The organism is Shewanella septentrionalis, assembly GCF_025370265.1.
GTDB lineage: Bacteria > Pseudomonadota > Gammaproteobacteria > Enterobacterales > Shewanellaceae > Shewanella > Shewanella hafniensis.
This window is the reverse complement of sequence record NZ_JAMTCC010000038.1, coordinates 1-20,025: the sequence shown is the minus strand read 5'-3', so window position 1 is coordinate 20,025 and position 20,025 is coordinate 1. Positions and strand designations below refer to the sequence as shown.

Below are 20,025 nucleotides of genomic sequence, written 5' to 3'. Positions count from 1 at the left end.
TCAGCTAAAGTATCCAATCTAACGCGAATGTTTCCATGATGTGCCGCTAGATATTGCGCTGACTCAGTGCCAGAATGACGCTCCATTTTGCGGTCTCTACTGGATATCTCCGTGAACCTTAGCCATAACGCCCCTCAGGCAAATAATCATGCTCAACTCGGGCTGCTCTTCATCTCAGTTGCGATTGTATTTTGGGGTATGTTACCCATAGCCTTAAAGCTTTCGGGGGCTTTTATCGATCCTGTCACTTTGACTTGGTTTCGTTTTTTGGTTGCGCTTGTGGTCAGCATATTGATCCAATGGAGCGCGGGCAGCCTTAAGCAATTTGCGGCGCTCGATGCTAAAGTCTGGTTAAGATTAGTGCTTGCGGGCGTGTTTTTGATGCTCAATTATGTGTCTTTTGTTTACTCACTCGATTATCTCGCGCCGGGTGCTGCCCAGCTGAATTTCCAGACTTCGCCCTTTTTCCTTGCCTTCGGTGGCGTGCTGTTTTTTAAGGAACGGCTGAATGCGGTGCAACTCAGCTGTTTTGCAACCTTAGCTTTAGGCATGTTGATGTTTTTCCATCCGTATTTGGATTTATCTGGCGCCAATAATCATCAGGTTTGGATTGGGGTGATGATCATTCAGTTCTCGGCGTTGTCGTGGACTAGCTATGCCTTGTTGCAAAAATCCTTATTGAATCGTTTATCGCCCGCGAACCTGCTTTTAGTGATCTATGGCTTAGGTATTTTCGTAATGGCTCCCTTTAGCGACTTTAGTCAGTTTGCCAGTATGGACAGCTTCGAGTGGCAGATTGCGCTGTTTTGCGCTGCCAATACCTTGATCGCCTATGGCTGTTTTGGCCAGTCGATGAAGTACTGGCCGACGGCGCAGGTCAGTGCCATGTTGGCCCTAACGCCAGTATTTAGCTTTAGTGCCACGGCGTTAGTGGTGAGCCTTGGCTGGTGGCCAGAAGTCTTCCATGCTGATGAATTAGATGGTTTATCTCTGCTGGGGATTGGCGTGATTATAGTGTCTGTGATGGTGGTGCAATTGCTGCCTATGTACCGTAATCGTCAGGCGAAGCGTTTGCAGATTGTCTAAGGCGTACATTTTCACCTAATGGGAAAAGCCAGTGATCACCAGACTTAGCGATTTAAAACTTAAGGATATCCGTGGGGTCATCTTCGATCTCGACGGCACCTTAGCGCATTCTAATCCGGATTTTTCTGGGCTACGGCGCGAGTTGGGGATTCATTCTGGTACGGATATCTTGGCCCATGTCGATAGTCTGAGCGCGGGTGAAGCGCAGGCTCAGGCGCTGGAAATCGTCCATGAGTACGAAAGACAAAGCTCACTCAATGCCAGTTGGATCGATGGCGCGCGCGAGCTTATCGAATGCCTACGGGCTAAGTCGCTGCCCTTGGCTATTTTGACCCGCAATATGCCAGAAGCGGCGCAAATCACTATCGATAAGCTCGGCATAGATATCGAATTGGTGTTAACGCGCTACGACGCGCAGCCTAAGCCGCATCCCGAAGGCATTCACCTTATTTGCCAGCAGTGGCAACTCGCCCCCGCAGATATCCTGTATGTGGGCGATTATCTATTCGATCTGCAAACCGCGCGTAATGCGGGTAGCCGCTGCGCATTATATTGCCCTGAAATTATTCCTGATTATGCCCACGAGGCCGACATGCTAGTGGCTTGCTACCATAGTTTTATCGAAGCGTGGACACAGGGTGACTAGGCATTGTGTGGGGCTGTGACTGCATCTTGTTTATCTTGCTTTAGCCCTAAGCGTACACTATCCAATAAGGCAATCAGCCAGCAGAGGATAAATCCGTACATCAGCTTGTCTGCACCATCACGAATGGTTGCCGTGGTTTGTTTCGTCACTTCGGCCGCAATCACGCCCATATCCAGCGGCAAAACACCAGTTTGAATATCCAGCGAGATAAGCTGGGCCACTTGCATGACTTGTTGCAGCAACAGGCCGAGACTCAGTATTGCCAGTACAAAAAACACTAAGGCACTGCGTTTATGTTGCAGATAAAAATGGCCGCTGCCAGGGGCGACGAAGGCGGATAATAGTCCAGCGGTTAGGGCTTTTTTCATGGGGAAACTCTCAAAGGGAACGCTTAGCGTTTGGGTGACATTGTTAAGCGAATAAGCATGAGAGTCAATCTTGAGCCATGGCTGCTTATTAAGGAGCCTGTTTTGTTGAAATTGCGTCTTTGCGCTGCCTATTCATCGTTTATCTATTAACATCAGTCTACACTGAGCGTATTCTTCCGCTGCTTGCATGGCAGCTTCTGGAGGAAAAGGAATAAGATGCAGATATCATTAAATAAACGTGTTCAAGGGTTTACCTTAATTGAATTGGTCGTCGTGATCATTATTTTAGGTATTTTGGCTGTTATCGCCGCGCCTAAATTTATGAACTTGCAAAGAGATGCCAAAGTGAATGCCGTCAAAGGGTACTTGGGGCAGATGCAAGATATGACCAAGATGCTGCATATGAAAGCGCAAATCGTTAACACCACTGGCGACGATGTTACTATCGCAACCCAATACGGTGATTATCAGTTCTATGCAGGCTTTCCTGAAACTAAGAGTGAATCAACGTCACCTAATTTGTATTTCTTAGAGACTTTTATGGATTTAGGTGTGCCTAAACAACAGACTAAAAATAATACCAGAAGGCAGGCTGATTACGGTGATATACAAGCATTTGAAGATAATGACTATTCGCGATTAGGTTATGGAACGGGAGATTTAACTGCTGGCCAGTGCTATGCCGAATATCACCATACCTCAACTGGACATTCGTTTTTATTCGAGACCGATGGATGCTAGTTTTAGCTGTTAGCAAATTCGTTATCTGAGGCCTGTATTCATGTTGTGAATGGTCGTAGGCTCTCTTTGTTAGAGACAGATTACTGATTTCAAGCCAACAAAAAAGGAGCCTAGGCTCCTTTTTTAGTCTCTAGCTTAAGCTAGATTAGTCTTCACGTGGTTTACGTGGCTTATGCTCACCGGCAGGTTTGTCTGCACGTGGTTTGCGGTCAGCAAATGGCTTGTCACCAGTAGAGGCAGCGCGTGGCTTACGGTCACCAGCTGGGCGATCACCCGTTGGACGATCGCCACGTGGTTTACGGTCACCAGCAGGGCGGTCTGAACGAGCACTACGGCCTGAATCAACAAATACTTGATCGCCAGCTTCGCGGATGTTCAATGGCTTGCCACAAACACGTACTTTACGTAGGTGCTGTAACACGTCTTTTGGCATGCCGTCTGGCAGGTCAACAGTGGTTACTGCATCGTAAAGTTGGATTGCGCCGATATAACGGCTGTCGATGTTAGCTTCGTTCGCGATAGCGCCAACGATGTTACCCACACCTACACCATTCTCACGACCTACGTCGATCACATAACGGCACATTTTCAAATCTGGGTTGTCTTTCAACGCTTCAGCTGTACCTAAGCTGGCTGGCATTGGACGCGGTTCGCGACTTCTGCGTTCACCACGCTCACCACCACGGTCGCTACGCTCGCTGCCGCGATCAGTACGTTCACTGCGCTCATCACGGGCACGTTCTTGAATTGCTGGCAATTGAAGCGGGCGTTCTTGTTGTACTTGATGCAACAAGGCTGCGGCGAGAAGATCGGTATCGACTTCTAACTGTTGGCATAGTTGAGCAACCGCTTCTTTCATGAAATCTAAATCGCCGTTGATCGTCTCAGCCAATTGCTCACCTAAGCGAGATAGACGACGTTCTGCAACAGTCTCTGGGCTTGGGATTTTCATTGGAGAAATACGGCTGTTAGTTGAACGCTCGATCGTGCGCAGCATGCGCATTTCACGGCTTGTCACAAACAGGATCGCCATACCAGTACGGCCAGCACGGCCAGTACGGCCAATACGGTGTACATAAGCTTCGGCATCATACGGAATGTCGTAGTTCACAACGTGACCGATACGCTCAACGTCAAGACCACGGGCCGCAACGTCAGTCGCGATCAGTATGTCTAACTTGCCACGTTTCAGTTGGTCAACTGCACGCTCACGGGCTTGCTGGTTCATGTCACCGTGTAGTGGTGATGAAGCATAACCGCGGGCTTCTAACTTCTCGGCTAACTCAACACATGAGTTACGAGTACGCACGAATATGATTACACCTTCAGTGTTTTCAACTTCTAATACGCGTACTAAAGCTTCGAGTTTGTTGTGCTGTGATACTTGCACGAAACGCTGCTCAATTGACTCAACCGTTGTTTGGCTTGATTCAATACGAACATGCACTGGGCTGCGTAAGTGTTGGTTTGCAACACGCTTAATTTGCTCTGGCATAGTGGCAGAGAATAACGCCAGTTGGCGCTCGCTTGGCGTGTGCTCAAGGATCCATTCGATATCATCGATGAAGCCCATTTTTAACATTTCATCGGCTTCATCGAGCACGAGTGCTTTTAATGAGTCGAGTTTCAAAGTACCGCGACGCATGTGGTCCATAACACGACCAGGCGTACCCACGATAACTTGTGGACCACGTTTCAGGGCATTCAACTGTTGTTGCATGCTTTGACCGCCGTAAATTGGCAGTACGTGGAAATTTTTCATAAATTTGGCATAGCTGCTGAACGCTTCAGCAACCTGCACGGCTAATTCACGTGTTGGTGCTAAGACTAAAATTTGCGGTGTAGTTTGGCTGGTAACTTTGTTTAATAGTGGTAACGCGAAGGCGCCAGTTTTACCTGTACCTGTTTGCGCTTGACCTAAAATATCTTTGCCAGCCATAAGTGGATCGATACTGGCTGATTGGATTGGCGTTGGTTTTTCATAACCTAGCTCGTCAAGAGCACGCAACAAATTCTCGGATAGGCCGAGTTCACGGAAAGTTCTTTCATCGGATGACATTGGGTTGTAGCCTTGTGGATGCGCGCGCGAAATGGCGCTAATAGTTTCACAGACAGAAAATCAACCCCGTGTCGATTTCCCGCGAACGACGGATTATAGCAGCATGGACGCCACTTTACCAATCAGAGTCACGCTATTTAACCTGTTTTCTGCATTTTTTTCGCTAAAACTGAGCAAGAAACGCGCCACTTCCCATTAATTCTTTAAATATTCGGCATTTAATTGAAGTAACTCAAATGCTGACTCAGTCACTGCTGCAAGAAAAGTGATGTCGATTGTCGCGACGGTATCTTCAGGGGTGTGATATTGGGGATGGGTCGGCACGCCAAAATACAGCCAAGGAATATTGGCTTTGTGGAAGGAATAGTGATCCGATGCCCGCAGCCAATCGGTACTTTGTATGCTACGGCCAACGGGTTTGGGGTGGGAGAGCTTAATGCACAGTCGGTTCTGTTGATTAAGTAGAGGTTTAAATTGATTGAACTGAGTGAAGTTTCGACTGCCTTCAAGGTAAATCGCATAGGGCCTGCCGGGGTGACTTACCATGTCGAGGTTAATCATTAATTCAAAAGTCGCCTCTGGCAGACGGGTTTTGAGTTGTTCGACCAAGGCGATGCTGCCATAGAGCCCAGGTTCCTCGGCATCGGTTGCGACAAACATGAGGTTTATCTTAGGCAAGGTATTGGGTTGTAGGGCAAATTGCTGCTGCCAATGTTTGGCAATCGCCAGCATAGCGGCGACGCCGGAGGCGTTATCATCGGCGCCGTGGTAAATCTTGCTGCCGCTCATGCCTAAGTGATCGTAGTGGGCGACGATAATACGCCATCGATTCATCGGCTCTGTCGCCATGGCGGTAGCGACCACGTTGGCGCCATTTTCTTGGGTGAAGAAGGTTTGGTATTCAAAGGGCACGATAAAGTCCGCTCCCCAAGGCTGTAAACCTAGCCCCTGAAATTGCTGCTTTATATAGTCACGACTTTTTTCTGCGCCTGGAGTTTGGGTTTTGCGGCCTTCAAATTCATCTGAGCTTAATCTTGTGACAATCGCTTGTAACTCTAAGGGTTCGGCCCAAGTGAGTTTAAGCTCAGTGCGCGCACAGGTTTCTAGTGAGTTAGCACAGCCGCTGAGAGTGACTGCCACAAAGCAGGCCAGTGCGAATATGCCAAATCGTTGGGATTGATGTTTTATAGGACGTGGGATATGGAACTTGGCGAGCCGCTGGCTAAGCCGTGTATGGCGAAATAAGGTCAATGGGCCTAGGTTTATACTGCTTAGGCTTATACCGCTGAGATTTTGGTTGCTTAGGATTAGGCTGCTTAAGATTAGGCAGAGTGACTGATACAAGCTTGGTAACATACGGCGGGTAACAGGGAGCTGAGTACTATCACGCATGGATATTCCTTGTCCTTATTGCTGATGCCTTCGCCTGAAGATAACTGTCATCTTTGCTTAAAGCTGATCCGAATTCAACCTAAGTCGAGTTTTACCAGCGGCTGATTGAACCAGAGCCTACTCTAACTTGAGTCGACTGTTCTTATGTCAGTGGCTGATGTTGATTGTGCTATTACTGAGAGTGGATGGATGTTGAAAGCTTAGGCTTATTGGAATACAGAATCGTCAGCATTGGATCTTAAAACGAGCATTAGAATTAGCGCTAGCACTAGCACTAGCACTAGCACTAGCACTAGCACTAGCACTAGCACTAGCACTAGCACTAGCACTAGCACTAGCACTAGCACTAGCACTTAACATGCTGAACTAAAAAAGAAGCGCAGTGCCTATGCGACTGCGCTTCATACTGTACTCAGACCAAGGGCTCGAAACTTATGCCTTGGCTTTATTGGCCTTTGCCATTTCAATATCCCGTTTTAGCAGTGGCTTTAAGAAGCGTGCTGTGTGGGAGGTTGGATGCTCGGCGACTTCTTCCGGCGTGCCTGTGGCTAAAATCATACCGCCACCACCGCCGCCTTCTGGACCTAAATCGATAATCCAGTCCGCGGTTTTGATCACGTCTAGATTATGCTCAATCACCACAATCGTGTTGCCGTGGGATTTAAGACGATGCAATACGTCGAGCAGCAGTTGGATATCGGCAAAGTGTAAGCCCGTGGTCGGTTCATCCAAGATATACAAGGTTTGGCCCGTGTCACGCTTAGATAGCTCTTTGGCGAGTTTCACCCTCTGAGCTTCGCCGCCCGAAAGTGTGGTCGCACTTTGGCCGAGGCGCACATAGGACAAACCTACATCCATCAAAGTTTGCAGCTTACGGGCAATGGCAGGTACGGCATCGAAGAAAGTGCGCGCATCTTCCACTGTCATCTGCAGTACTTCGTGAATATTCTTGCCTTTATAGCGTACTTCTAAGGTTTCGCGGTTGTAGCGCTTACCTTTACAGGAATCGCAGGGCACATACACATCGGGTAGGAAGTGCATTTCGACCTTGATCAAGCCGTCGCCTTGGCAAGCCTCACAGCGTCCACCTTTAACGTTAAAGGAGAAGCGGCCGACTTGATAACCGCGAGTACGTGACTCTTGGGTTCCGGCAAAAATCTCGCGAATTGGAGTGAAGATGCCAGTATAAGTGGCAGGATTAGAGCGCGGCGTGCGGCCAATCGGGCTTTGGTCAATATCGACTACTTTGTCGCACAGCTCCATCCCTTCGATACGATCATAGGGTGATGGCTCATCCACAGTCGCCCCGTTGAGCATTCTATGGGCGATCTTGAAGAAGGTATCGTTGATTAAGGTTGATTTACCTGAACCCGATACACCCGTCACACAAGTGAATAGGCCAATGGGAATGGTTAAATCCACATTACGCAGGTTGTTGCCGCGCGCGCCAAACAACTCAATCACTTGAGTTTTGTCGAACGGAATACGCGGCGTATCGATATGAATGCAGCGCTTACCGGAAATATATTGTCCGGTAACTGACTCCTCACAGGCGATGATTTTCTCAATCGGGCCGTCGCAAATCACTTCGCCGCCATGAACACCTGCGCCAGGGCCTATGTCGATCACGTGATCCGCCATGCGGATCGCATCTTCATCGTGCTCAACCACAATTACTGTGTTGCCCAAATCCCGGAGGTGGATCAGGGTTTGCAGCAGACGTTCGTTATCCCTTTGATGCAGGCCAATTGAAGGTTCGTCGAGCACATACATCACGCCGACAAGTCCGGCACCAATTTGGCTGGCGAGTCGAATCCGTTGGGCTTCACCGCCCGAGAGGGTTTCTGCCGAGCGTGATAGGCTTAAATAATTGAGGCCCACGTTCACAAGGAAACCTAAACGATCGCGGATTTCTTTTAAAATCTTCTCGGCGATCTGGGCCTTTTGGCCGCTAAACTCGACTTTCTCGAAGTAATCTAAGGCTTCACCAATCGACCAAGTGGTGAGTTGCGGCAGATTGATATCGCCTAAAAACACGTTACGGGCTTCTTCGCGCAGACGCGAACCACCACAGCTTTGGCAGGCTTGGGTATTGATAAACTTGGCTAATTCGTCACGTACCGAGTTGCTTTCGGTTTCGCGATAGCGCCTGTCCATGTTGTTGAGAATGCCTTCGAAGGGGTGATTACGCACCACCACATCGCCGCGATCGTTGATGTACTTAAAAGCAATGCTATCTTTGCCTGAACCGTACAGGACGATTTTGCGGACTTTTTCGCTGAGCTGCTCATAGGGCACTTCGACGTCGAACTTATAGTGTTCGGCGAGTGAACTGAGCATTTGGAAATAGTAGAAGTTGCGTCTATCCCAGCCGCGAATCGCGCCGCCAGCCAGTGACAGCTCAGTGTTGCTGATCACGCGCTCAGGATCGAAAAATTGTTGTACCCCTAAACCATCACAGGTTTGGCACGCGCCGGCTGGATTGTTAAAGGAGAAGATCCTTGGCTCTAATTCTGCCATCGAATAACCGCAGTGCGGACAGGCGAAGTTGGCAGAGAAGATCAGTTCTTCGCCTTTTGCTTTACCAGTACCTGTGTCGTCATCCATGGTGGCAACGGTCGCGATGCCGCCGGAGAGTTCCAGTGCGGTTTCAAATGATTCGGCTAAGCGTTGCTTGATATCGTCACGCACTTTAAAACGGTCGACGACCACTTCAATCGTGTGTTTAACGTGTAAGTCTAAGGTTGGCGGATCGGTTAAGTCACACACTTCACCGTCGATACGCGCACGGATATAACCCTGCGCCGATAGACCTTCGAGCAATTTAACGTGTTCACCCTTACGGGCGTTGACCACAGGCGCGAGCAGCATCAAGCGGCTGTCTTGGGGCATTTCTAACACTTTATCGACCATCTGGCTGACGGTTTGCGCCGCCAAAGGTTGATTGTGTGTCGGACAACGTGGCTCACCCACGCGGGCAAACATCAAGCGCAGGTAATCGTAAATTTCGGTAATCGTGCCCACGGTGGAACGCGGGTTATGGGAAGTGGATTTTTGCTCTATGGATATCGCTGGGCTTAAGCCTTCGATATGGTCCACATCGGGCTTTTCCATCAAACTCAAAAATTGGCGAGCATAGGCTGACAGGGATTCGACGTAACGTCGCTGGCCTTCGGCATATAAAGTATCGAAAGCAAGGGAGGATTTGCCAGATCCCGATAAGCCCGTGATGACAATCAGTTTATCCCTTGGGATAGTCAGGTTGATATTCTTGAGATTGTGGGTGCGTGCGCCGCGTATTTCAATCTTATCCATCTATCGCTCTAATGCCATATGCTTAAAAAAATGAGCATAAGTATCGCACAGTTCCGCGGCTGAGTTTAGTTGATTCTGTGATCGGCACCAATCCTAGGGCTGGCACTGGCTTTTAATCACCTTGCTGACAGTGGCAGTTATGTACCGAGTGGATTAACTAAGATTAATGCGGTTGTTGCGTACTGACTCACAGGACAAATGTGAACACTATGTTAGACTCGTTTCCCTGTGCCTGAGCGTTAAATAGGGCAGAAAAATAAACATGTTAACCCGAGCATGGTCAATATAGGTCCGTGATAATCGGGATAAAAGTTAACTGTACAGGCAGTGGTTTAGGCCACTATTTCCTTTTGAGCAAATCCTTTTGGGTGTGGTAACATGCGCCCCTTAAAAGACTTCAATCCAGGGCAAAATCATGGGTAACAACGGACTTTCGGGTACTGAGAAAAAAGTCGCGTTTTCTTTAGCCAGTGTATTTGGTTTACGCATGATGGGCTTGTTTATGATCATGCCCGTCTTTGCACTTTATGGTCAGCACCTCGAAGGCTTCTCGCCGCTGTGGGTCGGTATTGCTATCGGCGCCTACGGTCTGACTCAAGCTGTGCTGCAAATCCCCATGGGGATTTTATCTGACAAATATGGTCGCAAGCCGATTATCCTTATCGGTCTGGTGCTGTTTGCCATTGGTAGCTTGATTGCCGCCAATGCTGATTCGATTTACGGCGTGGTGTTTGGTCGTGCAGTGCAGGGCATGGGCGCGATTGCCGCAGCCGTGTTAGCACTGGCGGCGGATTTAACCCGCGACGAACAGCGTACTAAGGTCATGGCGATTATCGGCATGTGTATCGGCGGCTCTTTTGCGCTGTCCTTACTGGTCGGCCCGATTGTGGCACAACATGTGGGCTTATCAGGCCTGTTCTTCCTCACGGCGATTCTCGCTGTGACGGGCATGTTGATCGTGCAATTTTTAGTACCGAATCCGATTTCCCACGCGCCTAAGGGCGACACGTTAGCCACGCCTGCCAGACTCAAGCGTATGTTGACCGATCCCCAGTTGTTTAGACTCGATGCGGGGATTTTTATTCTGCATTTAGTGTTAACCGCGGTATTTGTGGCCTTGCCGCTGGATCTGGTGGATGCGGGGCTCGTGAAAGAAAAACACTGGATGCTGTATTTCCCCGCTTTTGTGGGCGCGTTTTTCCTGATGGTGCCGTTAATCATCATAGGGGTTAAACGTAAGAATACTAAAGCTATGTTCCAAATCGCCTTAGTGATCATGATAGTGGCGCTGCTGGCGATGGCTTTATTCTCTAACAACTTATGGGTGTTGAGCTTTGCCGTGGTGCTGTTTTTCACTGGCTTTAACTATTTAGAAGCCTCATTGCCCAGTTTGATTGCCAAATTTTGCCCCGTCGGTGAAAAAGGTTCGGCCATGGGCGTGTATTCCACTAGCCAGTTTTTAGGGGCCTTTTGTGGTGGTATGCTGGGTGGTGGCGCCTTCCAATTAGTGGGCGCGGTCGGGGTGTTTATCGTTGCTGTGATCTTAATGTCTATTTGGTTATTCCTGACATTGGGCATGGAAAATCCCGTGCTGTTAAAGAGTTACACCTTGGAAGCCGAAGTCAAAGACAAGGCACAAGCGCGGGATATGGCGGCTCAGTTATCACAGCTGATGGGCGTCGTCGAAGCGATCGTTGTGTTGGACGAGAAAGTGGCTTACTTAAAGGTTGATGAGCATTTCGATTTAAGAGAAGCACGAGCTGTGTTAGGCTCTGCTCAATAATATCTGGGTCTGCCGTGTGGTATTTGGGGAAGCTGATTTTCCTCTATGGCGACACAGATAAACAACATACTGAATTAATAGATTATTTAAAGAATCGCAGGAGATTTCAATGGCCAGTCGTGGTGTTAACAAGGTAATTTTGGTTGGCAATTTGGGACAAGATCCAGAAGTGCGTTATATGCCAAACGGTAATGCAGTCGCTAACATCACAGTTGCGACCAGCGAATCGTGGAAAGACCAACAAGGTCAACAGCAAGAGCGTACTGAATGGCACCGTGTGGTTCTGTTCGGCAAATTAGCTGAAATTACAGGTGAATACCTGCGTAAAGGTTCACAGGTTTACCTTGAAGGTAAACTGCAAACCCGTAAGTGGAAAGACCAAAGCGGTCAAGACCGTTACAGCACTGAAGTGGTTATCGACCAAAGCGGTAGCATGCAAATGCTAGGTAGCCGTGGTCAAGGTGGCCAAGCACAAGGCGCGCCAATGGGCGGCGGCATGCCACAAAACGCAGGTTACCAATCTGCACCACAACAAGCGGCACCAGCGCAAAATCAATATGCGCCAGCGCCTCAAGCTGCACCTGCTTACCAAGCGCCAGCTCAGCAACAATATGCTGCGCCAGCACCTGCTCAGCAGCAATATGGACAGCAACAAGCTCAACCACAACAAGGTGGTTATGCGCCTAAGCCACAAGCCGCTCCAGCGCCTGCTTATCAAGCGCCAGCAGCACCGGCACAACGTCCAGCACCACAACCACAGCAAAACTTCACTCCAGATTTGGATGATGGCTGGGATGACGATATCCCGTTCTAATTTACAGTAAATCTAATAATGTAGATCTAACTGTAAACAAAAACCCCTTGAGCTCTTATTCTTACTGACTTTCACGTCTTTAAGGTAAATCTCAAGGGGTTTTTTTTTGTATAATAAGAGTTGATAGTTAAAATTAGTATTGCTACTATGTTTTTGTATGGTTAAATGGGGGGCTAATGAAGGTTGTCGATTATATTTTTTCAGAGGGTGAGCGTCGGTCACTATTAGTGAGTGAAGATAGTCGCATTGATTTTTGGTCAACTCTTTATGTCACTGCTGAGCTTAGACAAGACCACAAGCAAACCTCAATAAAGAAAGAGCTATATAGCATCAAGCTGCTGAGAAAGTGGGAACAGTTGCATACTCGAGATTTATTGGCTGAGATTCGACAGCTAAATTTTCCGTCTAGGGAAACAATAAAATCTATCAAACACTTCTGTGGTATATCTTCAAAGGCTGAAAATTCAAAATCTGCTAAGGTGGTGAGTTTCACAAAATTAGCCAAAACGCCTTCTGCACTTGATGCTGTCGATAAAAACTATCAGTACCAGCGTATGATTGGCATCAATAAGTTCTTGGGATTTTGTGCTTGGGAATTGTGTAAATTCAAACCAAATGCGGCTGAACTAAGAAGAGAAATCGAGGCAATGTCCGCGCAGTTTAAGGCCCATTACCCTAAGGGATTAAGCAACTTATCTAAAGCAACACACGCAGAAGCAGATGACTTTAAAGCCTTCTTGGAAGTCGCGCATCCCAATCATCCGCAAAACCCCTTCTCAAATTTCGAGATAAAATTGAGAAACTATCTACTAATCCAAATTTTGTACTGGACAGGATGTCGACCATCAGAAGTGTTGTCTCTCACATTAGATGATATTGGGCACGATATAGATCAGCCTACTTTACGGTTTATTAGGCGTCATGATGACATCAATGATCCTCGTAAAGTTCAGCCTACCTTGAAAACACAGGAGCGTGAAATAAACATCCCTCCAGCTCTATACACCGATCTCGAATATTACATCAGAGCGATTAGGCCAATATTTAGCCGTTCCAAATCACACCCATATATTTTTGTCCATCACAAAGGTGGAATGAAAGGCTCGGCGATGACAGACAAAGCTTTTTCTGAAGCAGTAATACCCAAGCTTAAAGCAGTAGATAAGATGTTTATCAACATTCAGCGTAGAGGATTTCGCATTTATTTCAATGAAAGGTTGTCAGCTCAAGTTGATATGCATAATGAGGGTATTAGCGAGCAGATTCTCGTTGCCGAGAAGCAAGGTTTGTATGAAAAGGTAAAAGTGCTCAAGTCAGAGCTGATTAAAGACGGCGATGAAATTAATATGCGGATGATGTTAAATGGTCATAGCAGTCCTGACAGCGCAAGGCCCTATTTAAATAGATTTGCAGAACGTAAAGCTAGAGATATACATAAGCGCATGATGTTGGACATTAGTTCAGCAACAAAGGAAATAAAAAATGGTAGAAGCAGTTAGTATTTCCGTATTTCAAGACACCCAACACCGTAAAAGTAAGATGGGATATGAGTTTTTCGACTCAGATGTTACTTGGCGCCTAGATAACTCTGTCAACTTGAATTGGGGGAGATTACCTAAGAGCTTAAATGAAACCTTTGTAAATGGTTATAAAAAGCAAATGGCTGATTATGCCGAGGAACTATCAGCTAGTACTTGTGGCATCATATTTGAGCATATTTTATCCATATTACGAACACAAGAAGCCAATGAACTTTCTCTTTCTGTGTTACAAAATTATTTGTCGACTCTAGATAACGAGTCTGAGTGGAAGCTAGGTTCAATTAGAGCCTTTTTATTGAATTGGATTGATAAAAAAATAGAGGGCATAAGCCCTAAAATTGAGTCTTGGCTTGAGCAAATTACCCTCAAAGGAATGAATAAAGGAGTACCTGTTGCAAAAGGGTGTCCTCATACTGGCGCATATTCCATGCAAGAGCAGGAAGCAATATTGCTATGGGGGGTCAATGCGTTTATAGATGATAAGTTAACTCTTCATGATTACACGTGGCTGATGCTAAATATTTATTTGGGTGCTCGTCCTACACAGTTTTGTCAGCTCCAAGCTGGCGATCTTCGGGTGAAATCTCGTGAAGGGCGCACCGAATATACATTACAACTGCCATATGCAAAAAAACGAGGTGTTAAAAACTTTAGAGATTCCTTTAAGGAAGTGGATATCGATGAGGACTTGGCTCTATTAATCAGTAATCAAGCGCAAGCAACAGCAAAACTCATTGAAAAACAGGTGGGGAATTTAACTGATAGGCAACAAGCTGAGATGCCAGTTTTTGGTGCTGTTAATAGAATAAGAGGTTTGAGTAGTAAAGATGAACTTGAGAATTTGAGATTAAATACCCCAGATATACTCCATTTCCCCAGAGGTAATGCCGATAAAATTCTTCGTAATTTAACAATAATATGTGATGCAAGGTCAGAACGTCTGAAGGGAGAGTTCATTCATTTAACCGCAAGACGGTTTCGTTATACGCTGGGTACAAATGCCGCAAGACGTGGTTTATCACCATTTGTTATCGCGAAGATTTTAGGTCACTCAGATATACAAAACGTTAAGGTATATACGGAGAACGTTAAGGAGCTTGGCGAAGAAATCAATGATGCACTAGTAGCCGTCCTAGCCCCTCTTGCTCAAGCATTTGCCGGCACCCTAATATTAAGTGAAGCTGATGCCATTAGAGTGAATGATCCACTATCTCGAATCCACAACAGTCATGGTGATAGCTTAGGAAATTGCGGGAAATATGGTTTTTGTTCAACTGGTGGAAGGGTTTGTTATACATGTGCAAAATTTCAACCTTGGGTTCATGGTAGGCACCAAGTAATTTTAAATGACCTACTCGAAGAAAGAAAGCGGTTACGCGATAAGGGTGCTAGCTCTTTTGTATTGCAATCAACCGATAGAGTCATGCTAGCCATACAAGAAGTTATAATACTTTGTGAGAAAGCGAAAAGAGATGAGGGGTTGTTAGATGGGTAAATCAGATAATAACGTCATCAAACTTTGGCAAGCAAAGCACGACAAAGATACCCAAAGAAACTTGGCTGAGTTCATTTTGTTCGCTCAATCCGAGCTAACACTATACAAAGAACAAGGCTGGGACGCTCCAAGTTGGAAGCCAAATAAAGGGCAGGTTTTAGTTTTCGGGTTCAGGCAAACGGAAGGGAACAATTATTCCCCTATAGATATCTTTAAAGGGCCATATTTAGAGTTTGTGAAGGCTTTTATGCGTCAGCAAATGACCCTTAAGGAGATTACGTCTGCCCATTTGTGGATATCAATGTTTCGTAATCTATATCTAGCATTGGTTGCTCAAGAGGATGACAAAGTACCATGCATTCGAGACGTTACCGGGCAAACATTAAAAGATGCTGTTGCGATAATAAAGCAATCTGAAAATAACCTTACACGCCGTTATCAAATCGGAGGTAAGTTAACCAGCCTTGTAAAATGGCTTCTTGATGAGCGTATCGTACTTACGCTACCAACATTTAAAAATCCATTTCCCAAGCAGGTGCATACATCTGAGCAATTAGGTGAAGAAGCTGACAGATTTCGTGAAGAGCGATGCCCCACCATGCACGAAATGTTATCTTTGGCTGAATGTTTTGCAAGAGCAGAGGCTGTTCAAGATAAATATTATACCAGTGCCCTAGTTTTACTTTGCTTTGCACCTGGTCGTATCAATGAACTTGATGGCTTAACGATACACTCTTTACAACAAGGTGATGATGACGGTTGGTATATCGTATGGCATGGGTCAAAAGGTTATCCTGATCATCGAAAATCTATCCCCCCCTTGATGCTAGATGTCGTTAAAGAAGCATTTAATCGACTGATTGAGATCGGAAAACCAGCCCGAGCATGCGCTAAATGGGCATATGAACACCCTAATGAGTTCTACAAACACGAAGGGTGTATTACGCAACCAGATCATAAAGCTAGTCAGCCTTTGTCGCATTTGCAGATTGCTAATGCAATGAGTATTGTGGGTTTTTTAAACAAGAATGGTGTGACCTTTCAACATACCAAAGCATTAACTAATTGGCTAAATGCATTATTAGATGAAAAAACAGTGACTTATTCTCGTTTGAATGAGGTAGTTCATCAAAAATACAAAAATAAAAGTTGGCCTAATAACCCAGACTCAAAGAGACCTGTTTGGGAAAACCTGTTGCTGTATCGGGACCTTGAATTAAAGCCGAAAAGTGCGGCTAAACAGTTTAGTTGGACTATGCCAACGATTAACGCATTTAATGAGCAACTTAACAAAAAACCTAAATCCATGAGCACCCTTTGGGAGCGTTTTAACATGACACAGGAGGATGGCACTCCGATAGCGTTAACGACTCACCAATTTCGAGTGTGGCTCAATACTCACGCCAAAATTGGTGGTGTTGATGATTGGAAAATTGCTCAATGGTCTGGTCGAGCTGATTACCGCCAGAATTCAGCCTATGACCTTCGAACACTAGAACAAAAAAGTAGACTAAGCACTGAGCTGATGGTGGCTAGTTACGATGATATGCCTTCAGCGATTATCTTGAGAAAGTATAACTTACCGGTCACATTGAAATCGGTTGGCATAGACAGAGAAGGTATTGCTGATTTTACAGGTATTGGGTTCTGTACACATAATTTTGCGCAAACACCATGCACAAAAGCGGGCGAGTGCGTGACTTGTAAAGAGCATGTTTGCTTAACGGGAATCCCTGAGACCCTGGAAGAGCTAGAACAACTGGATAAACTAATATCAGAACAATTAGATAAAGCAATACAAGCTAATGGTAAAGATGTGTTCGGTGCAGATAGATGGGTTACGCATCATGGGTGGAAATTGGGGCATATACGCACCCTAATCGCGATAATGAAGGACGAAAGCCTTTCAGAGGGAACTGTTATTCAAATTCCAGTAGAGCATGATCCCTCACCAACAAGACGAGCGCTTGAAGATAAAAAAATGGTCACAGACCTAGAGGATCGTTGCAACACTAAAGCGCAGATTAAGCCTCAATTTAATGCAAACATAAAAAAATTGTTGGGGTTTGGATAATGCCAAAAATAGTCATAACAAGCAGCAGTAAAAAGAAGATTCTCAATATCATTTCAGGTTGGCAAGGCAAGCTTTCATGGTCATTACTGTGTGAGCGAGTAACCAAAGAGCTTGGATTGGAAAGCATTGTTTCTAGACATACTCTATTGGCGTATGAAGATGTAAAAATTGCATTTGAAGAGAAGAAAGCATGGCTTAAAGAACAACCTTTCTCTTCCAGTAAAAAAGATGATATGCAATTGCAAGATGCGTATTCACGCATTGACACATTAGAGGCTAAAGTTCGAAGTCTTGAAGCAGAAAAGACAGCATTGACGGAGCAATTTGTAAGATGGCAATACAATCTTTATTACATGAGCAACAATATGGATGAATTAAATAAAGAGCTGCCAGAGGGAGTAAATATTGAAGAGCTAAGAATAGAACTAGAGCGCAAGCCTGTACCTTCCAATATCAATATGTCGAAGCTAAATCAGCCTTTAACCAAGTTAACAAGAGCTGATGACAATAAACGTAAACGAACGTGAGTGGTTAATTAGGAGCCGCACCAATGCTAAATTTATCAATCTACTAAGCAATTAACTGACACTTTAAGGAACCTAAAAAATGGCTAGCGGTCCGCAAAAAGCATTGCAAAACCTCGATGCTTTTTTGGCGTGGGTGGAGACGCAACAGGATGATGACTTTAAACAAATAGCCTTTAGAGGTCAGTTAAGTCGTGTTGAAGTAGCCAAAGCGGTCGGCTGTGGTAAATCAGCTCTAAATCAAAATCCTGAATTACGAAAGCACTTAAAAAGACTGGAAGACAACCTGCGTGACAAAGGTGTGCTGCCACCTCTGACTGAATCAGCAAAAAATGAGTCTTGTAAGCCAAAACAATATGACAATACAACAAACCGAAAAGTACTTGATTCAAGACGTTTGTCATCACTTGAAGCTGAAAATATTGAATTAAAAGCAAAAGTGAATGAGCTTGAAGGTAAACTTAAGCGTTTCGGTGAATTGTCAGAAACCTTGTCTGAAATGGGGTTCATGCCGCGATGAATGCTGCCTTAAATGAAGAGCTATTTCGCGTCACCAGTATCCCTTACAACTCATCAACGATGGTGATATTCAGCGGCACACCGTTAAGGAAAAACTCTTACAGAGCCAATAGCGGTAAATACTATGTCACGATAAAAGTAGATCCTGACACATTGCCTGTAGAACCTGCAATTGGCCAGTATTGGTTAATTAAAGGAGACCGTCATATCAAAAACATGGATATAGGGGATTACGTAATGCAACAGCATACTTACCAATCACCTGTCCATGTTGAATGCAGGTTGCCAGAAACTGGTGAGCAGCTAATTCAATTCATTGCGAGAGAAAACGACTTCAAGGGGATTGGTGAAAGTAAAGCCAGAGCACTCTGGGAGCTCCTAGGTAAAGATTTTCATGCAACATTAAACAACGACACTCCTGAATCAAGAATATTGCTTAAAAGCGTTCTGAGCGAGGATTCCATAACCGCATTATTTGAAGGGTATGCTAAATACAAAAATCTTGCCTACTGCAATTGGATGTCCGAACACAAGATACCTGCCAGTGTTCAGCAGCGTTTGCTGAAATATCACAGTGAGCAATCCATTGAAGCAATTAAACAGAATCCTTATGTGTTAATTGGTTTTGGCATGAGTTTTACAGAGGTGGATTCTATTTCTCAAGCGAAGCTTGAGGTCACAACAAATGATGACAGGCGATTAAGTGCGGCGCTTGAAATTGCGATACGTAAAGAGATAGAGAAAGGGCATACTTATACGATACAAGCTAATTTACGCCCTCATTTAACCAAGCTACTAAAAGATAAAGATTTGGTCGCCAAAGCGTTTCATGCAGGACACGATAAAGCTCAGTATTTATTAAATCACACAACAGGAACTTACCATCCCACAGCTCAGTTATTGATGGAAAATGTTGTGACTAAACGACTCAAAGCACTTGCTAGTCAAAACAACTTATATGACGAACATGCAAATTCAGCATATTGCTCTGCTGTTGGGGAGCTACCTTATGAGTTAACAAAGAAGCAAGAAGAAGCGGTCACGACATGCCTAGATAACGCAGTAAGCTGTATCACCGGTGGTGCTGGCACAGGTAAAACGACAGTGCTAAGAACTGCGTTGCGTGCCTATTATGCAATGGGGTTTGAAATACATGCAGTAGCCTTAAGTGGTCGTGCGGCAATGCGCTTACATGAGTCGATTGGTTTTATCACTTCAACAATTGCAAAGTTACTGCGAAATAAACCTATTGATTCAGAAAAACAAAAACATCTGCTCGTCATTGACGAAGCCAGCATGATTGATTTGCCGACCATGTACCGTTTAGTAAATCACATTCACCCCTCAGTGAGAATTATCTTAACTGGCGACCCAAATCAGCTTCCACCAATTGGCTGCGGTAAAGTACTAGCGGATATTGTTGAATCTAAAGTGATTGCAAATACTTTACTGGACATTGTGAAGCGTCAGGAAGGCTATACGGGTATTCCTGAGTATTCGAAATTAATAAATCAAGGGGAAGTACCAGAGCAACTTACCACTGGCGCAATTTATTTCCACGAAACAGATAAAAAAGAGATATCTCAAGTTTGTTGTAATTTGTATCAACAATCTCCTGAGAACAGCCGCGTGATGGCTTCAACCAAAGCACTGGTTGCTGAAATCAAT

Annotated in this window: 15 protein-coding genes; 11 read left to right on the top strand and 4 right to left on the bottom strand. The window is 45.5% G+C overall.

Translation table 11 applies throughout. From position 1 onward, the window contains the following. The first annotated feature begins 111 nt into the window (after positions 1-111). Positions 112-1,086: a DMT family transporter gene (locus tag NE536_RS18380; protein WP_261273586.1), complete on the top strand. Its 975-nt coding sequence runs from the start codon at positions 112-114 to the stop codon at positions 1,084-1,086. Between the two features lie 31 nt (positions 1,087-1,117). After that, positions 1,118-1,732, top strand: a complete 615-nt coding sequence (locus NE536_RS18375) for an HAD family hydrolase (protein ID WP_261273585.1) — start codon at positions 1,118-1,120, stop codon at positions 1,730-1,732. Here NE536_RS18375 and NE536_RS18370 read toward each other — a convergent pair. Next, positions 1,729-2,100, bottom strand: a complete 372-nt coding sequence (locus NE536_RS18370) for a DUF6677 family protein (RefSeq protein WP_261273584.1) — start codon at positions 2,098-2,100, stop codon at positions 1,729-1,731. The two genes, NE536_RS18375 and NE536_RS18370, sit on opposite strands and share 4 nt — an antisense overlap. 216 nt (positions 2,101-2,316) lie before the next feature. Here NE536_RS18370 and NE536_RS18365 point away from each other — a divergent pair, with 216 nt between their 5' ends. After that, positions 2,317-2,841 (top strand): type II secretion system protein, encoded by a 525-nt coding sequence (locus NE536_RS18365; protein ID WP_106649350.1) that lies wholly within the window; start codon positions 2,317-2,319, stop codon positions 2,839-2,841. Between the two features lie 145 nt (positions 2,842-2,986). Here the strand turns inward: NE536_RS18365 and NE536_RS18360 are convergent, their stop codons facing one another. From NE536_RS18360 to uvrA, 3 genes are all read right to left on the bottom strand, one after another. Beyond that, the gene (locus NE536_RS18360; protein WP_261273583.1) at positions 2,987-4,900 is read right to left on the bottom strand and encodes a DEAD/DEAH box helicase; all 1,914 of its coding nucleotides are present in this window, start codon (positions 4,898-4,900) and stop codon (positions 2,987-2,989) included. Between the two features lie 195 nt (positions 4,901-5,095). Beyond that, a complete protein-coding gene (locus NE536_RS18355; protein WP_261273582.1) occupies positions 5,096-6,292 on the bottom strand; it encodes a M28 family peptidase in 1,197 nt (398 codons plus the stop codon). A gap of 432 nt (positions 6,293-6,724) precedes the next feature. Beyond that, a complete protein-coding gene (gene uvrA / locus NE536_RS18350) occupies positions 6,725-9,607 on the bottom strand; it encodes an excinuclease ABC subunit UvrA (RefSeq protein ID WP_012586712.1) in 2,883 nt (960 codons plus the stop codon). 415 nt (positions 9,608-10,022) lie between these two features. Here uvrA and NE536_RS18345 point away from each other — a divergent pair, with 415 nt between their 5' ends. The 8 genes from NE536_RS18345 to NE536_RS18310 form a co-directional block, all read left to right on the top strand. Continuing rightward, positions 10,023-11,390, top strand: a complete 1,368-nt coding sequence (locus NE536_RS18345) for an MFS transporter (RefSeq protein ID WP_006083193.1) — start codon at positions 10,023-10,025, stop codon at positions 11,388-11,390. 109 nt (positions 11,391-11,499) lie between these two features. Then, positions 11,500-12,204 carry a single-stranded DNA-binding protein gene (gene ssb, locus NE536_RS18340; protein WP_006083192.1) on the top strand — a complete coding sequence of 235 codons (705 nt, stop codon included), beginning with the start codon at positions 11,500-11,502 and terminating at the stop codon, positions 12,202-12,204. A gap of 176 nt (positions 12,205-12,380) precedes the next feature. Then, entirely contained in the window at positions 12,381-13,703 is a 1,323-nt protein-coding gene (locus NE536_RS18335) for a site-specific integrase (RefSeq protein WP_261273581.1), read from the top strand. Continuing rightward, complete coding sequence (locus NE536_RS18330; protein ID WP_261273580.1) at positions 13,687-15,240, top strand: site-specific integrase; 1,554 nt, start codon at positions 13,687-13,689, stop codon at positions 15,238-15,240. Before NE536_RS18335 ends, NE536_RS18330 begins: the two co-directional genes overlap by 17 nt. Then, positions 15,233-17,314: a hypothetical protein gene (locus NE536_RS18325; RefSeq protein ID WP_261273579.1), complete on the top strand. Its 2,082-nt coding sequence runs from the start codon at positions 15,233-15,235 to the stop codon at positions 17,312-17,314. The genes NE536_RS18330 and NE536_RS18325 overlap by 8 nt, the downstream gene beginning before the upstream one ends. Continuing rightward, the gene (locus NE536_RS18320; RefSeq protein ID WP_006083188.1) at positions 17,314-17,841 is read left to right on the top strand and encodes a hypothetical protein; all 528 of its coding nucleotides are present in this window, start codon (positions 17,314-17,316) and stop codon (positions 17,839-17,841) included. The genes NE536_RS18325 and NE536_RS18320 overlap by 1 nt, the downstream gene beginning before the upstream one ends. A 79-nt stretch (positions 17,842-17,920) precedes the next feature. Continuing rightward, on the top strand, positions 17,921-18,358 hold the full coding sequence (locus tag NE536_RS18315) for a VPA1267 family protein (RefSeq protein WP_006083187.1): 438 nt from the start codon (positions 17,921-17,923) through the stop codon (positions 18,356-18,358). Next, positions 18,355-20,025: AAA family ATPase (locus NE536_RS18310; protein ID WP_261273578.1), on the top strand; the 1,671-nt coding region annotated here is incomplete at its 3' end. The genes NE536_RS18315 and NE536_RS18310, both read left to right, overlap by 4 nt.

Excerpts from the sequence above, each read along its gene's own strand:
- NE536_RS18370 (WP_261273584.1), bottom strand. The coding sequence starts at position 2,100 with ATGAAAAAAGCCCTAACCGCTGGACTATTATCCGCCTTCGTCGCCCCT.
- NE536_RS18365 (WP_106649350.1), top strand. The coding sequence starts at position 2,317 with ATGCAGATATCATTAAATAAACGTGTTCAAGGGTTTACCTTAATTGAA.
- NE536_RS18360 (WP_261273583.1), bottom strand. The coding sequence starts at position 4,900 with ATGTCATCCGATGAAAGAACTTTCCGTGAACTCGGCCTATCCGAGAAT.
- NE536_RS18355 (WP_261273582.1), bottom strand. The coding sequence starts at position 6,292 with ATGCGTGATAGTACTCAGCTCCCTGTTACCCGCCGTATGTTACCAAGC.
- uvrA (WP_012586712.1), bottom strand. The coding sequence starts at position 9,607 with ATGGATAAGATTGAAATACGCGGCGCACGCACCCACAATCTCAAGAAT.
- NE536_RS18345 (WP_006083193.1), top strand. The coding sequence starts at position 10,023 with ATGGGTAACAACGGACTTTCGGGTACTGAGAAAAAAGTCGCGTTTTCT.
- ssb (WP_006083192.1), top strand. The coding sequence starts at position 11,500 with ATGGCCAGTCGTGGTGTTAACAAGGTAATTTTGGTTGGCAATTTGGGA.
- NE536_RS18335 (WP_261273581.1), top strand. The coding sequence starts at position 12,381 with ATGAAGGTTGTCGATTATATTTTTTCAGAGGGTGAGCGTCGGTCACTA.
- NE536_RS18330 (WP_261273580.1), top strand. The coding sequence starts at position 13,687 with ATGGTAGAAGCAGTTAGTATTTCCGTATTTCAAGACACCCAACACCGT.
- NE536_RS18325 (WP_261273579.1), top strand. The coding sequence starts at position 15,233 with ATGGGTAAATCAGATAATAACGTCATCAAACTTTGGCAAGCAAAGCAC.
- NE536_RS18320 (WP_006083188.1), top strand. The coding sequence starts at position 17,314 with ATGCCAAAAATAGTCATAACAAGCAGCAGTAAAAAGAAGATTCTCAAT.
- NE536_RS18315 (WP_006083187.1), top strand. The coding sequence starts at position 17,921 with ATGGCTAGCGGTCCGCAAAAAGCATTGCAAAACCTCGATGCTTTTTTG.